Source organism: Venatoribacter cucullus (assembly GCF_016132445.1).
In the GTDB taxonomy this organism is placed as follows: Bacteria; Pseudomonadota; Gammaproteobacteria; order Pseudomonadales; family Oceanobacteraceae; genus Venatoribacter; species Venatoribacter cucullus.
Window position 1 is genome coordinate 2,565,720 of record NZ_CP046056.1, and the last position, 18,888, is coordinate 2,584,607.

Annotated in this window: 15 protein-coding genes; 10 read left to right on the forward strand and 5 right to left on the reverse strand. The window is 52.7% G+C overall.

Features of this window, described 5'->3' with window-relative positions:
• Positions 1-34: 34 nt before the first annotated feature.
• Positions 35-1,294, reverse strand: coding sequence for a glycerophosphodiester phosphodiesterase family protein (locus GJQ55_RS12140; RefSeq protein WP_228345224.1), 1,260 nt, complete (start codon positions 1,292-1,294; stop codon positions 35-37).
• 91 nt (positions 1,295-1,385) lie between these two features.
• Here GJQ55_RS12140 and GJQ55_RS12145 point away from each other — a divergent pair, with 91 nt between their 5' ends.
• Positions 1,386-2,960 (forward strand): alkaline phosphatase, encoded by a 1,575-nt coding sequence (locus GJQ55_RS12145; protein ID WP_228345225.1) that lies wholly within the window; start codon positions 1,386-1,388, stop codon positions 2,958-2,960.
• A gap of 10 nt (positions 2,961-2,970) precedes the next feature.
• Here the strand turns inward: GJQ55_RS12145 and GJQ55_RS12150 are convergent, their stop codons facing one another.
• From GJQ55_RS12150 to GJQ55_RS12165, 4 genes are all read right to left on the reverse strand, one after another.
• Complete coding sequence (locus GJQ55_RS12150; protein WP_228345226.1) at positions 2,971-4,905, reverse strand: DNA topoisomerase III; 1,935 nt, start codon at positions 4,903-4,905, stop codon at positions 2,971-2,973.
• Positions 4,906-4,968: 63 nt separating this feature from the next.
• Positions 4,969-7,188 (reverse strand): transglutaminase TgpA family protein, encoded by a 2,220-nt coding sequence (locus GJQ55_RS12155; protein ID WP_228345227.1) that lies wholly within the window; start codon positions 7,186-7,188, stop codon positions 4,969-4,971.
• A complete protein-coding gene (locus tag GJQ55_RS12160) occupies positions 7,185-8,420 on the reverse strand; it encodes a DUF58 domain-containing protein (RefSeq protein ID WP_228345228.1) in 1,236 nt (411 codons plus the stop codon). The genes GJQ55_RS12155 and GJQ55_RS12160 overlap by 4 nt, the downstream gene beginning before the upstream one ends.
• Positions 8,421-8,439: 19 nt before the next feature.
• The gene (locus GJQ55_RS12165) at positions 8,440-9,411 is read right to left on the reverse strand and encodes an AAA family ATPase (RefSeq protein ID WP_228345229.1); all 972 of its coding nucleotides are present in this window, start codon (positions 9,409-9,411) and stop codon (positions 8,440-8,442) included.
• Positions 9,412-9,540: 129 nt separating this feature from the next.
• On the opposite strand from GJQ55_RS12165, the gene GJQ55_RS12170 reads away from it, so the two are divergent.
• The 9 genes from GJQ55_RS12170 to GJQ55_RS12210 all read left to right on the forward strand — a co-directional run bounded on the left by GJQ55_RS12170 (position 9,541) and on the right by GJQ55_RS12210 (position 18,885).
• The gene (locus tag GJQ55_RS12170) at positions 9,541-10,566 is read left to right on the forward strand and encodes a metalloregulator ArsR/SmtB family transcription factor (protein ID WP_228345230.1); all 1,026 of its coding nucleotides are present in this window, start codon (positions 9,541-9,543) and stop codon (positions 10,564-10,566) included.
• A gap of 36 nt (positions 10,567-10,602) precedes the next feature.
• Entirely contained in the window at positions 10,603-11,814 is a 1,212-nt protein-coding gene (metK, locus tag GJQ55_RS12175) for a methionine adenosyltransferase (RefSeq protein WP_228345231.1), read from the forward strand.
• Between the two features lie 95 nt (positions 11,815-11,909).
• Positions 11,910-12,269, forward strand: coding sequence for a four helix bundle protein (locus GJQ55_RS12180; RefSeq protein ID WP_228345232.1), 360 nt, complete (start codon positions 11,910-11,912; stop codon positions 12,267-12,269).
• A 62-nt stretch (positions 12,270-12,331) separates the two neighbouring features.
• Positions 12,332-13,711 (forward strand): adenosylhomocysteinase, encoded by a 1,380-nt coding sequence (gene ahcY, locus GJQ55_RS12185; RefSeq protein WP_228345233.1) that lies wholly within the window; start codon positions 12,332-12,334, stop codon positions 13,709-13,711.
• 114 nt (positions 13,712-13,825) lie between these two features.
• Entirely contained in the window at positions 13,826-14,650 is an 825-nt protein-coding gene (gene metF / locus GJQ55_RS12190) for a methylenetetrahydrofolate reductase [NAD(P)H] (protein WP_228345234.1), read from the forward strand.
• Between the two features lie 93 nt (positions 14,651-14,743).
• Positions 14,744-14,950: a glycogen/starch synthase gene (locus tag GJQ55_RS12195; RefSeq protein ID WP_228345235.1), complete on the forward strand. Its 207-nt coding sequence runs from the start codon at positions 14,744-14,746 to the stop codon at positions 14,948-14,950.
• 148 nt (positions 14,951-15,098) lie between these two features.
• On the forward strand, positions 15,099-16,544 hold the full coding sequence (locus GJQ55_RS12200) for a mannose-1-phosphate guanylyltransferase/mannose-6-phosphate isomerase (protein ID WP_228345236.1): 1,446 nt from the start codon (positions 15,099-15,101) through the stop codon (positions 16,542-16,544).
• 22 nt (positions 16,545-16,566) lie between these two features.
• Positions 16,567-17,937 (forward strand): phosphohexomutase domain-containing protein, encoded by a 1,371-nt coding sequence (locus GJQ55_RS12205; RefSeq protein WP_228345237.1) that lies wholly within the window; start codon positions 16,567-16,569, stop codon positions 17,935-17,937.
• A 27-nt stretch (positions 17,938-17,964) separates the two neighbouring features.
• Positions 17,965-18,885: a DUF6492 family protein gene (locus GJQ55_RS12210; protein WP_228345238.1), complete on the forward strand. Its 921-nt coding sequence runs from the start codon at positions 17,965-17,967 to the stop codon at positions 18,883-18,885.
• Positions 18,886-18,888 lie beyond the last annotated feature (3 nt).

An 18,888-nucleotide genomic window follows, 5' to 3' on the forward strand; every position in this document is an offset into this window, starting at 1 on the left:
CGTGAATCAGGCTGAGCTGATATCACCCCGGGGGTTACAGCATGCAATTGGCATAAAAGGTGGTGGTCGCCGGCCAGTCAGAAAATACGCCGATGACGCCGACATCCTGAGCCAGCACATGCAGCAGCTCCAGCGTCACCGCATCACTGCGGGTAATTTCCCCAATGCTCTGGTAATACCAACCTCCTCCCTTTTGCTCTGCGCCTGCAGGATATAGAGGACCAGAGCGTTCCAGTGACCAGCTGATGATCTGTAATCCGGCCTGCTTCGCCATAACCGCAAAATCCGATGGTGCGATGCGCCCATTCTGATTCTGCACCAGCATCCACTGCGCCGGAGCAATAATATTCAGACCCTTGGCTTTCCGTTGTTTTAATTCTTCAGGCCAGGTTTTCGGTTGCTGCGGATCAAAACCCGCCGCCGCGTAATCCTCCACCAGCCACACCGCCTGACGGCCAAATTCCGGTTCCCGGGTCAGCCAATATTCAATATCCGGCCACTCAAAGGACTGCAGCCAAACATCCGATGGTGACACACCAGCGGTGCGCAATTCATCCACCAACTGTTGGGCATTTTGCTCACGGCTATACGGCTGGGTGATCTGCGCCGAGGTGAACGGCATATTCACCTGCGGTGCTTTTAATTCCGGTGTCATTTTCCGGCCCAGCTGCTGAAACAGCGCCACACTTTCTTTATGCGACAGAACGGTGCCGCACTGGCTGTATAAATCGGTACGCCAGCCCGGTGTGCCCTGCAAAAATTCTTCTGCTGTTTTCGCTGCCGGGTTAAAGCCATCCATTTTGCCGCACAGGGTTTTGAATTCCGCCAGCGTAATGTCGCTGGTGCAGCATTGTGCCGATGCCGGCTGGTCACCCTCTGCCGGCACAAAAGGCTGACGGCATTTTTGTGCCAGTTCCGGTTTTAACAGAATATCGGTGGTCTGATGCAAATCGCATTGAGCATGGCGGCACACCAGTTCGCCATCGGCCGTGAACGTAACATCACATTCGAGAATACCAGCGCCCATAATGGCCGCCGCTTCATAGGATTCTTTGGTATGTTCCGGAAACTGCATCGGTGCACCGCGATGACCAATGGAAAAATCGTGCGCCACAAAGGGGCCTTTTGTGCAGGCCTCTAAACGGGATTTTAATTCCCCATCCGGCAAGGTATTCAACAAATAAAATGGCCGTGGCCCCAGCTGAGCCGTCTCGTTATCAACGGCTGGCACGGAGGCACAACCGGTCAGTAACAACACCAGAACGATGGCTGGTAATATGGGCAATGACGTCATAAGCAATATCCTTAACCGGGATGCAGACAGTATAGTAACGCGAATATAACCACCGACTATGACAAAGCGTCGTTCCAGCAGGTATCTGCCGATGAAATTAATACTACTGATCACCAGCCTGTTACTGCTGGGCTGCAGCCCGGCCCATGAGCCAGCAGCGCCAGCGAAAGTAAAAAATATTATTCTGCTGATTGGTGATGGCATGGGACCGGCGCAATTCGGCTTGCTGGAAACCTATGCCCGCCGAGCGCCCAACAGTATTTATGGCGAACGACCCACAGCCGTCAGCCAGTTAATGCAGCAGGGTAAAACGCTGCTGTCCGATACCGGCCCGCACAATGCGCTGGTGGTGGATTCGGCCTGCTCCGCCACCCAACTGGCCATTGGCGAAGCCTCTGGCAGTGAAATGATTGGCCTGAACGCACGCGGCGACCGGGTAGAAACGGTATTGCAGCAGGCTAAGCGCCTCGGCAAAGCCACCGGATTGGTGTCGGACACCCGCATCACTCACGCTACCCCCGCCAGCTTTGCAGCGCATCAAACTCACCGGCGCTTTGAAAATGCAATCGCCACCGATTTATTACACAGCGGCGTGGATGTGATGCTGTCCGGTGGGCTGCGTTATTTTTTACCGGATAATCCCGCGTTAATCAGTCCGCAACAGCAGAAGAACATTGTGGCGGCTGGCTTGCCAGTGCAGTCCAAACGCACCGACTCGCGCAATTTATTAACCGTCGCCCAACAACAGGGTTATCAACTGGCGTTTAACCGCGAGCAACTACAGACGGTAGACACATTTCCGGTGTTGGGATTATTCGCCAGTTCCGCCCTGCCGGATGCCCTGCTGGAAAATTCACAGCCACAACGCACGCAACCCAGCCTGACAGAAATGACCGAAGCGGCGCTGAATTTACTCAGCCAGCATGAGCAGGGATTTTTTCTGATGGTGGAAGGCGGCCAGATTGACTGGGCTGGCCACAATAATGATGCCGGCGGTTTATTGCATGAATTACTTCGCTTTGACGAAACCATTCAGGTGGTGGTGAACTGGGCTGAAAAGCGCAACGATACGCTGGTGATATTAACGGCCGACCATGAAACTGGCGGCTTCGGTTTCTCCTACAGCGCAGCGGATATTCCTGCACCCACAACCCTGCCTGGCGTAGCGTTTGCCGGGCAGGAATTTGCGCCCAACTTTAATTTTGGTGAACTCTCGTTGCTCGACCGTCTGTATAACCAGCAGCAGAGTTTTTACACGCTCTGGGCTGAAGCCAGCCGTAACGGTGAGCATGGTAAACCCACACCAGCGTCATTAATAAACGCGGTCAATAACAGCATGGATTTCCGCATTACCGAAGAACAGGCGCAGCGCATTCTGCGTCGCTCGCCCAACCGCTTTTATCGGGCGGGGCACAGCGATCTGAGCGCACAGGAATTTCCGCACATCCACGACTTTTCTGCTTTTTATGTGTATGGCGATGATGTGCATCTGAACCTGCTGGCACGTGAGCTGGCCGCTCAACAGAACGTGGTGTGGAGTACCGGCACCCATACCGCCAGTCCGGTGCCGGTGATTGTGGCCGGGCCCGATTATGCGCTGGAACAATTCAGTGGCTTTATGACCCACGCCCAGGTGGGGGCGCTAATGAAACAACTGCTGCATTGATGCCGCAGCATTATCCTTTGGCTGGGCGAGCCGCCTTTTTGCGCGCACCGCTATAACGCTTTTTACCCGCCGCCTTTCCGGCCGGCAACGCCACCGCCCGAATTTGTGTGGTCAGCGCCTGTTGCACCAACTGCTGTAATTGCTGCTGCATGGGCTGCATAAAATCGTCGTAACGGCACTCGCGCTGGGCAATATCGTTCAGCTGACGCTCCCACTGTGCAGTCATATCCGGGCGGCTGGTTTGCTCCGGCAGTGCGGTAATAAGTGCCCGGCCCAACTCGGTAGAGCGGATACTTTTGCCCTCGCGCTGTAAAAACCGGCGTTTGAATAATAATTCGATAATGCCGGCGCGGGTGGCTTCGGTACCCAGCCCGTCCGTTTCTTTCAGAATGGCGCGCAGAGCACTGTCCTGCACATAGCGGCCAATATTGGTCATGGCGGCTAACAGGGTGGCATCGGTAAAAGGCGCTGGCGGCTGGGTATGTTTTTCCTGCACCTGCGGCTCGCCGCTCCACAATATTTGACCGGCGTTTAATTCCGGCAAATTGACAGCCCCGCCCGCTTCGTCCTGCTGTTTTTTACCCAATATAACTTTCCAGCCCGGCGCGGTGGTTTGCCGCTGGCTGGCGGTGAATAAGCCACCGCTAATGGTCAGGCTGATTTTGTAGTCGGCGTACTGCCAGGGTGGAAAAAACTGCGCCGCGTACTGGCGTGCAATTAATTCATAGAGTTTCGCTTCATAGCCATTTAAGGCTGATTTTCCGGCCATTTTCTGCGTCGGAATAATGGCATGGTGAGCACCCACTTTGCTGTCATCAAAGGCGCGGCAACGGCCACTAACATTGGCCTGGGTTAATAACGGCTGCAACGCCGGGCAATGCGACGTTACCGCCTGCAGTACGGCGGCGGCATCGGCCTGATGTTCTTTGGGTAAATAACGACAGTCGGAACGCGGGTAGGTAATCAATTGGTGTTTTTCGTACAACGACTGCGCCGTATCCAGCACTTGCTGGGCGCTCATGCCCAATGCTTTGGCGGCATCAATCTGCAACGCCGACAAGCTGTACGGCAGCGGCGCCACCTGCTTGTGCGCTTTGCGCTCGGCACTCTCAACCTGGGCTGGCTGGTTGCGGATACGCGCCGCGACGTTGTGCGCCAGTTTCGGGTTCAGTACCCGGCCATCTTCGTCCTGATGGGCGGCACAGGCTTCGCTGGGTTGCCATTGCGCGTAAAAACTCAGCGGCTGTTGCTCGCTCAAATGAATGGCGGCCTGCACTTCATAAAATGGCCGGCTGACGAAGCGGTTAATCTCCTCGTCGCGGCGTACGACCAAGCCCAGCACCGGCGTTTGTACCCGCCCCACCGACAACACCGCATTCATCCCGCTGGCGCGACCACGTAAGGTAAAGGCGCGGGTTAAATTAATGCCGTACAACCAGTCGGCGCGTGAACGCGCCAGGGCCGATACCGATAAGGGAATAAACTCGCTGTTGGGGCGTAATTGCTGCAAGGCCCGGCGCACCGCCTCGGGGTTCAGGTCGCTGATCAGCAAGCGCTGCATACTGTCGCGCTTGGCGGCGGGTACTTTCAGATAGCTGATCACTTCATCCACCAGCAACTGACCTTCGCGGTCGGGGTCGCCGGCATGCACCAGCTGGCTGGCCTCTTTTACCAGCCCGCGCAATACGCTCAGTTGTTTGCGGGTTTGTGACTTGGGCTGCAGTTGCCACTGCGGCGGAATAATGGGCAGATGCTCAGCGCGCCATTGTTTAAACACCGGATCGTAGGCTTCAGGCTCTGCCTGCTCCAGCAAATGTCCGATGCACCAGCTCACCACATCGCCATTGGCCGCGCGCACAAAGCCTTCACCTTTGCTGTGCGGCTTCGGCAACACCTCGGCAATGGCCCGGCCCAGGCTGGGTTTTTCGGCAATGATTAAACGCATAGCAATCTGCAGACACTGTATTTACGTCCAGTATAGTGAACCATGCCGTTAATACAACGCTGCTCATCGCAGCAACGCTGACACCTGCAATACCAGTTGCTGCAATTCGCGCACATCTACCTCGTCGTTCTGATACACCAGCCGGTTTACGGCAGCGGCCAGCTGCTGAAATTCGGCATGGTCGCCGTATTGTTGCTGCAGCGCAGCGGTCCAGTGCTCGATCAGTTCATCCAGCTGGCGCGGCGGTAACCGCTGTTCCGCCATACGTTGTAAATGGTGCAGATAAAAATCCAGTGCCAGCCGGCTGTGCAGCGGCTGGTAGCGCTGAATGCGCCGGTTACTGAGCCAGGCACGAGCATGCACCTGCCAATAGGGACGGGTCAGCCAGGCAATGGCCACGACCACCAGCGCAGTAACCCATAGTGGCAACAGCGTGATCATCAGCCATTGAAGTCCGGCTAATACCAGCACCACGGCGGTATAAATCTGCAGCCATAACGCACTGATTAAACCAGTTAGCGTCCACTCGCCGTCGGCATTGCCCTGCTGATTGCGCTTAATAAAATCCTGCGCGTAACGGCTGATTTGTTCGGCGGTAAAACGCCCCTGATCCGGCGGCGGTAAATCGTAATAAGCCGTGGGTTCAAAGGTCACCCAGCGGCCATCAATCCAGGCTTCGGTCCAGGCATGGCCATCAATGGCGCGAATATCAAAATAGCCGGTCAACGGGTTGCGCGTGGTGGCGCTGAAACCGGTCACTAAGCGCGCCGGAATATTCAGTGTGCGCAGCATAATGGTCATGGCGCTGGCAAAGTATTCGCAATGCCCTTGTTTATCTTCAAACAAAAACTTCGCCAGCGGAGTTTGCCCCTGCGACTCGGTAATGGAGGCAAAACTGTAGGCGTACTGCGTGCGTAAATGCTGCTCCAGCAATTGCGCTTTCTGGTATGGATTCTGGCCCGTTTTGGTTACCTGCATAGCCAGGTTTTTAATACGCGGATCCTGATCGTCCGGTATCTGCAAATCGGCAGCGTCCGCCGCCGGTGCGCGCGACAGCGGCCGGTTATCCTGTAATTCCCGTGCTGACTGTACCGTATAGCGGGTGCCCGGCAGCAGCGGGCCCGGTAACAGTGGCTGAGCAAACATATCCAGCGCGATGGCACTGGCCGGTACCCATAAGGCGACCGGATCGGCCGCCGCCGGCAGCCAGGCCGGCATGGGTTGTTCAATGGTAATCACCTGCTGAAAAGCCCCATCCCGGCTGCTGTTCAGGCTGGCATGGCCACGACGGTCGGTGGTTAATTTGCGGGCGATATCCGCATTACTGACCGACCAGCTGACGCCATCGAAGGTATCGAAGGTGCGTATTTTTAAATAGGCGCCCTGCTCGGCCTGCAGCCGCGCCACAATGGCATTTAAATCGACGCCGCCACTGCGGTCGCTGCTGCGGATATCAAATTGATCGCCAAAGCCATCGTAACGATACGCACCGTCGCCGCTGCTGTTTAAATTGGTTAATTCCTGAAATTTCTGCTGCGCGCGCTGCGGATTAAAATCCGCTTCCTGTTGCGGTTTTTGCTGCAGATTATCGTGACGATCACGGCCCTGCTGCTGCCACTGTTCATTGTGATAAAAATCGCCGGCTGACGATTCCTGCCCACCCCAGTTCAAGGCATCCGGACGCGGCATCAGCACATAAATCATAAAGGCCACCAGCATGGTCAGCAGACCGGCCACTGCCCGCGCCCCGGCACCCGGGCCCTGCCGGGCAGCCCGGCTTTCGCCTCTTTCACCTCTGTCGCCAACAGAACGAATATCACCCTGATCCAGCCAGGCTTCACTGAGCGAGAACGCCGCCGCCAGACAGTACAGCGCCATCACCCATAAATAATGGCCACTGGTGGCGTCGCCGGCGCCGGCCAGCAATAAAACAAAGCTGATTAATTGCGCCACATAGAATTTTCGCCAGCGGTTTAATTGCGCATTCATCGCCAGGGTCGCCAGCAATAATAACGCCACCAGTGCCGGCATTAAACTGGCGCTGAGTAACAGCACTAAAAATAGCGCCAACCCGGCCACGGCAATGGCATCGGCCAGTGGTTTGTTGCGCTCAATCTGTTCCCGCGCCTGCCAGGCTTTGCGCAACACCATAAAATTGGCCGGCAAAAAAATCAGCCCGGCCAGCACACCCAGAGCGGGGGACAACATTGTGCCCAGCACCCCCGCCGCGGTAATAGCCAATTGCAGGCTTAACCAGAAAAACACCGCCGGCCGCCGGATCATAAGGCCCCCTTGCCGCTGGCAAATATCTGCGCCAACTGACTGCGCCGGTGTAACTGTAATTGCAGCACCCCCGGCTTCAGGGTGCGCCAGCCTTCCGGATAGTGCTGTAACGGATGCACAAAACTGTCGTCGGCGTACACCACATCCAGATGCCCGCCCCGGGGCGTTACGGCCAGCGGTTGACTGCTGCGCCGCACGGTCAGCAGCACCGGCTGCTCCTGCAATGCCGCCAGCTCCTGCTGAATAATCTGGGCGTAGGGCGTATCGCCATCATCAGTTACCCGCGCCAGCGCATCGAGGTGATCGCGCAGATCGCGGGTGCCCGGCTCCAGCGTTAACCGCAGGGGCTGCCGGCCACTGATCACCAGCGTCAGCCGCAAATGGTTTTCCTGTGCGTAATGCAGCAACGAAGCCGCTATTTGCAGCGCGTATTCAAAGGTAGTGTCGGCGCCCTGCCCCAGCGCATTACCAGCCTGCGCATCAACAATCATTAACCAGGACGGCGTGTCGTAACTGTGAAATTCCCGCACCACCAGTTGCTGCTGGCGGGCCGAAGCCGCCCAGTGCACCAGCCGCATGGAATCGCCATCGCGGTAGGGCCGCACGCCGGCAAATTCACTGTGCGCGCCCCGGCTTAAAAAGGAATCAGCGCCTTCCATCACCGGATTGTCGGTCGCCGGCTGCGGCAACTGACGCACCGGAAACCACTGCGGCCACACCAATAATTCCAGCCCGGGGCCAGTGGCGGGTAATTGCCGTTCAATAAACCCAAAAGGCCAGGCGCAACTGAGCTGCACCGGTGGCAGCGTGAACACACCGCGCTGCGGCGTGGTGTATGACAGCGTCAGTTCATCATCGGGACGAATCTGCGCCAGAAAATGACCATCCGCCTGCTCCGTTCCCGGCAGCTGTTCGCGGATATGCAGATAAAACACCGGCCGGCGGCCCGCAAAGCGGTAGCGCAGCCGTACCGCGCCCCCGGCCACCGCATTACCCAGCACCTGCCGCTGCACCTGCAAACCGCGCATCATCCAGCCGGGCAACACCCAGCTGACCAGCAACAAGGCCAGAATTAAGGCCAGCAGCCCGTACAGCAAGGCAATACCCCGGTTCCAGGCAATCAGAAAACACAGCAGCGCCAGCAGCCACAATAAACGCGGGGCGGTAATGTGCTGCGCCAGCCACTGCAGTAACGGATGTTGTGGGGCCTCCAGCCCCGGTGCACGATTCATCAGCAATTTATCCGTCTACTTATCCGGCTACAGCCGCCGGAAAATCCGGCACCGCAACGCTGGCAATAATCTGCTGCCAGAATTCAGCGCGGGCGGCCGGTTGCTGCAACATGGCATCGCGGAAGATCAGCCGGTGTGCCAGCACCGGCTCCAGTAATGGCCGCACAAATTCCGGCGTTACCGTTTTTTTGCCCGACAGAATCGCCATGGCCCGGGCCGCCCGCATCAGCGCCAGCGAACCACGCGGGCTGGCGCCCAGCCGCACCTGCTTGTGCTCACGGGTAGCCCGCACCAACTGGCTGATGTAGCGCACCATGGCTTCGTTCAGCGTTACTTTTTCGACCATGGCCTGTAACGCCAGCAGCTGCTGTTCGGTCATCACCGCCTGCAGCTTGTCGAGCGGATGGCCGGACTGCTGTGCCAGCAACATGGCCACTTCCTGCTGCTCATCGGGATAACCGAGGCTGATGCGCATAAAAAAGCGGTCGAGCTGCGCCTCCGGCAAGGGGTAAGTGCCGCTGAATTCCACCGGGTTCTGGGTGGCCAGCACCATAAAGGGATTGGGCAACTGGTAGGTTTTACGATCGGCCGTGACCGTGCCTTCGGCCATGGCTTCCAGCAACGCCGACTGCGTACGCGGCGTAGCGCGGTTGATTTCATCCGCCAGCAATACGTTGCTGAACACCGGCCCCGGCATGAAATGGAATTTATGCTCTTCGCTGTTGTACACGCTGATGCCGGTAATGTCGGACGGCATTAAATCTGGCGTGCACTGCAAGCGTTTCATCCGCAACTGCAGCGACTGCGCCAACGCCCGCGCCAGCGTGGTTTTGCCTAGCCCCGGCGCGTCTTCCAGCAATAAATGGCCACGGCACAGCAAGGTGACCAGCAGCAGTTTCAGGTTATGCGGCTGAGTCTGAATAACCCGGCTGAGGTTTTGCTGCAGGCGCTGCAGCGCCCCGATCAGTTCTTGTGTGGTGAGTTCTGACATGGTTCATCCCTGTAATCAAAGCGGCCCCGAGTATGCCGGTTCCGCGGGTTCTGTAAAGTGATGTAATTCCTGAAAATCTATATCGAAAAAAATTGATATACCCTGCGCACAGGGCTAAACTCCGCCCTTATGAATGCCAAGCAACCCTCTGTTACTGCCGCAATGCCCGCCCCGGCGCTGGGTATTGCCGAACTTGCCCAGGCCAGCAAAGCCGCTGGTGATCCGTTGCGCCTGCACATTCTGCAGCTGCTGGGGCAAGGTGCGTTCGGGGTGCTGGAGCTGTGCCAGGTGTTCGACATTAAGCAATCGAGCCTGAGCCATCATCTGAAGGTGCTGGCCCAGGCCGGGCTGGTGAGCACGCAGCGCGAAGGCAACAGCATTTTTTACCGCCGCCCGCTGCTCACCGCCGATGACGACCGCAGCCGTTGGCTGAAGGCGCTGTTTCAGGCCATTGATGCGGCTCAGGCTGAAACCGATATCGCGCCGGCGGTGGCGCAGGTGTTAAGCAGCCGCGCCGAAGCCTGCGCCGAATTTTTTGCCCGCCACGCGCACGAGTTTAAAGAACAGCAGGATTTAATTGCCTCGCACGACCAATACGGCGATGCCTTAACCGCTCTGCTGACCTCCCTGAGTGGTAAAGCCAAACGCTTAAGCGGCAGTGGCGAAGCGCTGGAAATCGGCCCCGGCGAAGGGGCGTTTTTACCGGTGCTGGCAAAACATTTTGCCGGCGTAACCGCGCTGGATATTTCCCCGGACATGCTGCAGAAAAGTGCTGCCCGGGTGGCGCAGGAACAATTAAATAATGTGCAGTGTGTGGCCGGCGATACCGCCAGCCTGCTGCCGCATCAGGCCGGCCGTTATGAATTTGCCGCCGCCAATATGGTGCTGCACCACGTACCGGCACCGAAAACCATTTTCACCGACGCGGCGCAATTACTGGCACCCGGCGGTACGCTGCTGATTACCGATTTATGTCACCACGATCAGGTGTGGGCGCGGGAATCCTGCGGTGATTTATGGCTGGGTTTTGAGCCGGCCGATTTATCGGCCTGGGCACAGGAAGCCGGCTTAGTGGAAGGCCAGAGCCAATACTCCGGTTTGCGTAACGGCTTTCAGATTCAGTTTCGTTTATTTCATCGTCCGCCGGTTCATTAACCCGGGCGTTTACTGTTTTTAAATAAGGAGTCAACCATGAGCGAATATTCGATTTTTACCTCTGAGTCGGTATCCGAAGGACACCCGGATAAAGTCGCCGACCAGATTTCTGATGCCGTCCTGGACGCCATTATTGCCCGCGACCCCTATGCCCGCGTGGCGGTAGAAACGCTGGTAAAAACCGGTATGGCCATCGTTGCCGGTGAAGTAACCACCTCCTGCTATGTCGACCTTGAAGACATCGTGCGTAACGTCATTACCGGTATTGGTTATAACAGCTCATTCGTGGGCTTCGACGGTGCCACCTGTGCGGTGCTGAACGGCATTGGCAAACAGTCTGTGGATATTAACCAAGGTGTTGACCGCGCCAAACCGGAAGATCAGGGCGCTGGCGACCAGGGCCTGATGTTCGGCTACGCCACCAACGAAACCCCCAACCTGATGCCGGCGCCGCTGTACTACTCGCACCTGCTGGTACAACGCCAGGCCGAACTGCGCCGCAACGGCACCCTGCCGTGGCTGCGTCCGGATGCCAAATCTCAGGTAACCATTAACTACGAAGGCGACCAGCCGAAAATCGACGCCGTGGTCCTGTCGACCCAGCACGACCCAAGCATCAGCCTGGAAGACCTGCGCTCTGCCGTGCTGGAAAATATTATCAAGCACGTCCTGCCGGCCGAAATGCTGCACGAAGGCACCCTGTACCACATTAACCCGACCGGCAATTTCGTGATTGGCGGCCCGGTGGGCGACTGCGGTTTAACCGGTCGTAAAATCATCGTCGACACTTACGGCGGTATGGCCCGTCATGGTGGCGGTGCCTTCTCCGGTAAAGACCCATCCAAAGTAGACCGTTCTGCTGCGTACATGGGCCGTTATGTGGCGAAAAATATCGTTGCTGCGGGTCTGGCTGACCGTTGTGAAATTCAGGTGTCTTACGCCATCGGCGTGGCCGAACCGACCTCGGTATCGGTGAACAGCTTCGGCACCGGCAAACTCAGTGATAAAGAACTGGCCAAAGTAATCCGCACTGTATTCGACCTGCGCCCGTACGCCATTCAGAACCAACTGGAACTGCTGAACCCGATGTACCAGGCCACCGCCGCCTACGGTCACTTCGGTCGCGAACCGTTCGAAATGACCTACGAATACAGCGAAAACGGCGAGAAAAAGAGCAAAACCTTTACCGCTTTCACCTGGGAACGGACGGATAAAGTGGAAGCGCTGAAAGCGGCGGCGGGAGTCTGAACGTTAGGGGTTGAGCGTTCAGCGTTCAGCGTGTCCGGTGGTAACTCCGGACTTTTGCTTAACCCTCACCCCGAATGTTAAACAAGGAGGTTGGCATGAGAAATTATCAGGAGTTAGAAGCCTGGCAGCATTCGATGATATTAACGGAATCTATTTATCGTATTACTGCCAGCTTCCCTGAGAATGAAAGATTTGGACTGACCAGCCAGATGCGACGGGCTGCAATAAGCATCCCCTCTAACATCGCGGAAGGCCACGGCCGTGAGTCCGGACAGGATTTTAAGCGTTTTCTGCTGATTGCACGCGGTTCATTATCAGAGCTAGAGACGCAACTAAAAATTGCACAAAGAATTGGATTGTATGTTGAGGATGAAACGGTTGAGACACAGATTCAGCGTGTATTCTCGCTGCTTAATGGCCTCATCAACTATCTGAAACGAAAATTTAATCCGTAACTTCGTTGGACTAAGGTGCACGCAAAACCTTGAACGCCCAACCCTTAACGACGAGAGATAACATGACCTTCACCGACTACAAAGTTGCCGATATGTCCCTGGCCGACTGGGGCCGTAAAGAAATTAAAATCGCCGAAAGCGAAATGCCGGCACTGATGGCGCTGCGCCGCAAATACAAAGAATCACAGCCGTTGGCCGGTGCCAAAATCATGGGCTGTATTCACATGACCATTCAGACCGCGGTGCTGATCGAAACCCTGGTCGATCTGGGTGCCGACGTGCGCTGGTCTTCCTGCAATATTTTCTCTACCCAGGACCATGCCGCTGCCGCTATTGCGGCCGCCGGTATTCCGGTATTTGCCTGGAAAGGCGAAACCGAAGAAGAATTCCTGTGGTGCATTGAGCAAACCATTCTGGCCGAAAAAGACGGCAGCGCAGTCTGGGATGCCAACATGATTCTGGACGACGGTGGCGACCTGACCGAAATGGTTCACGCCAAATATCCGGCCATGCTGAACAGCATTCACGGTATTTCGGAAGAAACCACCACCGGCGTGCACCGTTTGCTGGACATGCTGGCCAAAGGTGAGCTGAAAGTACCGGCGATTAACGTCAACGATTCTGTAACCAAATCCAAAAACGACAACAAATACGGTTGCCGCCATTCTCTGAACGACGCGATCAAGCGTGGTACTGACCACCTGCTGAGCGGTAAAAAAGCGCTGGTTATCGGTTACGGCGATGTGGGTAAAGGCTCTGCCGCGTCCCTGCGTCAGGAAGGCATGATCGTAAAAGTCACCGAAATTGACCCGATCTGCGCCATGCAGGCCTGCATGGACGGTTACGAAGTGGTTTCACCCTATATTAATGGTGAAAACCTCGGCACACTGGAATGCGTAGACGGCGACCTGCTGGGCAAAACCGACCTGCTGGTGACCACCACCGGCAACATCAACGTGTGCGACCAGTTTATGCTGCAAAAGCTGAAATCCGGCGCTGTGGTGTGCAACATCGGCCACTTCGATAACGAAATCGATACCGCCTTTATGCGCAAAAACTGGGAATGGGAAGAAATTAAACCCCAGGTACACAAGGTTTACCGCAACAAAGCGGCCGACGATCACCTGCTGCTTCTGTCTGAGGGCCGCTTAGTGAACCTGGGCAACGCCACTGGCCACCCATCCCGCATTATGGACGGTTCTTTCGCCAACCAGGTACTGGCGCAGATTTATCTGTACGAGCGTAAATTCGCCAACCTGATGGAAGCCGAAAAAGCCGAAAGCGTGTACGTAAAAGTACTGCCGAAAAAACTGGACGAAGAAGTCGCCAAAGACATGGTGGAAGGTTTCGGTGGCGTAATCACCAAACTGACGCCGACTCAGGCGAAATACATCAACGTAAAAGTGGATGGCCCGTTCAAGCCGGAAGCGTATAAATACTAATTGCGCGTACGGCGTTAAGCGTTCCGGGTTCAGCGTGCTGCGATCATCACCAAACATCGCAACACCTGGCTGCGGAGCGCGCCAAACGCTCAACGCCTAACGCGGAACGATAATATGACAACTTTAAGTTTTGAATTTTTCCCGACCAAAACCGACGAAGGTACAGGCAACCTGCTGAAAGTGCGCGATGAACTGGCGCCTTTTAATCCGGAGTTTTTTTCGGTGACTTACGGTGCCGGCGGTTCTACCCGCGACCGCACTTTTGCCATTGTAAAAGCCATTCAGGAACGAGGCATTGCCGCTGCCCCGCACTTGTCCTGCGTGGGCGACAGCAAAACCGATCTGCGCGACCTGCTTACCCGCTATAAAGAACTGGGCATTAACCGCATCGTTACCCTGCGCGGCGACCTGCCCAGCGGCTCTGGCCTGGCCAGCAGCGAACTGCGCTACGCCAACGAACTGGTGGAATTTATCCGGGAAGAAACCGGCGACCACTTCACCCTGGAAGTGGCGGCTTACCCGGAAATGCACCCGCAAGCGACCAGCTTTGAAAAAGACCTGCAGAACTTTGTCCGCAAAGTAAAAGCCGGTGCCGACAGCGCCATTACCCAGTACTTTTTCAACGCCGACAGCTACTTCCACTTTGTTGACCGTGTACGGGCCATGGGCGTGGATATTCCGATTATCCCGGGCATTATGCCGATTACTAACTACAGCAAGCTGGCGCGCTTTTCCGACAGCTGTGGTGCTGAAATTCCGCGCTGGATCCGCAAGCAGCTGGAAGCCTACGGCGACGACAGCGACAGCATCGTGAAGTTTGGCGAAGAAGTGGTGACCGATATGTGCCGTCGTCTGCTGGATGGCGGCGCACCGGGGCTGCATTTCTATACGCTGAACCAGTCTAAACCCAGCCTGGCGGTGTGGAAAAATCTGATCTGATGGGTGCGGCATACCTCTACCGGTATGCTGCGCACTTCTTTACAATACCTGCTGGTCGTTTACAGTAGCCCTTGTTACGGCGGCAGGTTATTCATGAAGATTCTGTTACAAACCCCAACCGCTATTCCGCCTTATAAATATGGCGGAACCAATCGGGTTGTCTGGAGCCTGGGTAAAGAACTGGTCAAGCAGGGCCATGATGTCACCTTTCTGGCACCAGTAGGATCAACCTGCGCATTTGCGCCGGTTGTGCACTTCACAACGGATATACCTTTGCAGCAGCAGATTCCGGATGGTTAGTCTTAAACCAACACGTAGACAACTGCCGTTAAGTAAATAAATGATCGATATATGTACTACAAAACAGATAAAAACTGATCCATTTGATACTTTCAAATCTTAGTTTCAAATAGTATGAACATCATTCACCATTAGAAAAGGAAGAATCATGATCCCGGTAATTATGGCTGGAGGCTCTGGAACTCGGTTATGGCCATTGTCACGAACTTCTTTTCCAAAACAATTCTTAAATCTCAACGGCGTCGATACCATGCTGCAAAGTACAGTATCCAGGCTAGACGGACTTCCAGTTGATGAACCCATTGTTATTTGCAATACCGAACATCGTTTTTTAGTTGCAGAACAGCTTCGACAAATACAAAAAAAAGCCAGCATCTTACTGGAACCCATTGGAAGAAATACTGCACCAGCCATCGCACTGGCCGCATTACACGCCTTACGCAACAATAAAGATCACAACCCAGTTTTGTTAATTTTAGCTGCAGATCACATTATAAATGATGGTGATGCATTCCGAGCCGCCGTAAAAAAGTTATTACCTGAAGTAGAAAATGGAAAATTTGGAACACTGGGTATTGTTCCAACAGAAGCTGCAACTGGTTATGGTTATATTAAAGCGAATACAACATCAACAGACGAATTATCTGATGTTGAACAGTTTGTTGAAAAACCTGACCTGAAAACAGCCCAGGAGTATCTAAAAGAAGGCGGGTACTTTTGGAATAGCGGAATATTCATGGTTCGTGCAGACCGGTACCTAGAAGCACTAAAAGAATACCGCCCAGATATTTTCAACATCTGCCAGCTTGCCATTGAAACAACAACAACCGATTGTGACTTTATCAGAGTTAATGAGGAAGTTTTTTCAAAATGCGCTGATGAATCCATTGATTACGCCATAATGGAACCTTTATCACAAATATCCGGTGATTCTCAAATTGTCGTTTCACCTCTAATTGCCGGCTGGAATGATATTGGAAGCTGGTCGGCATTATGGGAGATTGGCAACAAAGACAATGATGGCAATGTAATAATGACGGGAAATTCAACCAGCAAAAATGACATTATAATGAAGAACAGCCAAAACTGTCTGGTATCGGCTAATCACAAGCTGGTTGCAACTATTGGCATTAAAGATTTAGTTATTGTGGACACACCCGATGCTATCTTAGTGGCTGATAGATCAATGGTTCAGGATGTTAAATCCATCGTGGCGGAATTAAAAAAACGCGAAAGAACAGAACATTATAGTCACCGAGAAGTCTATCGACCCTGGGGAAAATACGACTCCATCGATAATGGTGAACGCTACCAAGTAAAACGAATTACCGTTAATCCAGGAGCCAAGCTCTCACTACAAATGCATCATCATAGAGCAGAGCACTGGATTGTCGTTTCAGGAACGGCAAAAGTCACAAATGGAGAAAAAACGTTTATAGTTACAGAAAATCAGTCGACTTATATTCCTATTGGCCAGATTCACTGCTTGGAAAATCCAGGGGTAATACCGCTGGAAATGGTGGAAGTACAATCTGGTTCATATTTAGGAGAAGACGACATTGTTCGCCTGAAAGATCAATACGGTCGAACCTGAGTTGTTACCAATGAGTAAAAATATGACAACACTCACATGCTTCAAGGCCTATGACATCCGCGGTCGTCTATATGAAGAATTAAACACTGAGATTGCATATCGAATTGGCCGCGCATATGCTCAGTTTTTAAATGCCAGAAAAATTGCCATTGGTGGCGACATCAGATCGACAAGTGAAGAACTAAAAGAAGCACTTGCAAATGGTATTATGGATGCAGGTTGTGACGTCATTGATTTAGGCATGACGGGTACAGAGCATGTTTATTTTGCTTCATTTCACATGGACGTTGATGGAGGCATTGAAGTTACTGCCAGTCATAATCCAATAGATTTTAATGGGATGAAGCTGGTAAAACGCAATGCTCAGCCGGTTAGCGGGGACAGCGGACTAAAAGATATCCAGAAGATTGCTGAAAGTAGTTCATTTAAAAATATTAAGAATAGAGGAACACTTACTAAACTTGATCTGATGGATGATTATATAAATCACATCCTAAGCTACATTCGTCTGGAAAATATCAAACCAATAAAATTAGTTGTGAATGCAGGAAATGGTTCCGCTGGACCTACCCTAGATGCTCTGGAGGAAATGTTTCATAGAAAGAAAATTCCTGTTGAATTTGTAAAGATACATCACACCCCAGATCCAACTTTTCCAAATGGTATCCCCAACCCTCTATTACCAGAAAATCGTTCAGCAACTTCAGATGCCGTGAGAACTTACAAGGCAGATATTGGGGTTGCTTGGGATGGTGATTTTGATCGTTGTTTTCTTTTTGATGAAAATGGAGATTTTATTGAAGGTTATTACATTGTTGGATTACTAGCGGAAGCTTTCCTCAAAAAAAAATCCGGGGAAAAAATCATTCATGACCCACGACTAACATGGAATACTATCGACATCGTAGAAAAGAATAATGGTATTTGCATACAGTCGAAAACCGGCCATGCCTTTATAAAAGAACGAATGCGTCTTGAAAATGCGGTCTACGGCGGAGAAATGAGTGCTCACCACTATTTTCGTGATTTTTCATATTGCGACAGCGGTATGATTCCGTGGCTACTAATTATCGAGCTGATCTCTGTTACCAACACCCCTCTATCTTCGATGGTACGCGAACGCATGCAAGCTTTTCCATGTAGTGGAGAAATCAATTTTAAAGTTCACAATACAGATTCTGTTATAAACGCAGTAAAGAGCCACTACAAATACCTTAATCCAGTTGAGGACTATACTGATGGGCTTAGTTTAGAGTTCGACAGCTGGCGCTTAAACATACGGTCATCCAATACTGAACCTTTATTAAGGCTTAATGTAGAAAGCAAGAATAATGATCAGTTAGTTAAGGACGCTGTACACACCATTAAGCGAATTATTAAAAATTGCATGTAAAGCTTTATTTAATTCAGGAGACTAGCGATGTCAATTAGTGCGGTTTTACCATTAAAAGCCACAGGAAGCTATGGCGCTGACGACCTCAATCGTGCGCATATTCTTTTTAAATCATTAACAATTTTCGCTGAACCAAATCTTTTCTCAGAGTTTTATGTTGTTGTCCCGGATGACGAAGTTATTTTGGTAAAAGAGACTTTTTCTCGCTGGAATACACTACCAATCATTGTCATTCCTGAAAGTCAATTACTACCAGAACTTAAAAACTATCCAAAAATGCGAGGCTGGCGAAAGCAACAACTAATCAAAATTGCTGCATCCAAACTTATCAGTTCTGATTTTTATCTTACATTTGATGCTGACATTGTTGCTTTACGAAAATTTTCCGAGAAAGATCTTATTGTAAGTGGCAAGGCAATTCTTCAGTACGAGCCAAGAAATCGCCATCCTAAATGGTGGAAAGCATCTGCACGTCTTTTAAAAACATCACACAAAATCGGTGATAAAACTCGTGGAATGAGCGTAACACCAGCAATACTGGCCACCAAAATCTGCCAAAAATTGATGACTGATATTCAAAGCCAAAGTAAAAAGTACACCTGGGCTGAAATAATTTGCAACCTGCACATTCCTTCAAACCCAAGAAATTGGTGGATTGGAAATTACCTGAAATTAAAATGGACTGAATATTCGTTATATTATTTATGCTCACAAAAGCATGATTTATTTGACCGATATCATATTGAAGCAGGTACAGACTCATTACCACAACTATTGTTTGTTAACGACACTTTAGATTATGACAACTGGGATCCAGCTAACAGCTTCATCGACACCAATCCGGGATTATTTTGCATTATTGGCAGCAAAACAGCCACCAATCCCAAAAATGTCTGGGAAAAAATATATCCATTCCTCTCGCCAGATGATCCGCATCTTCTTCAATAAAAA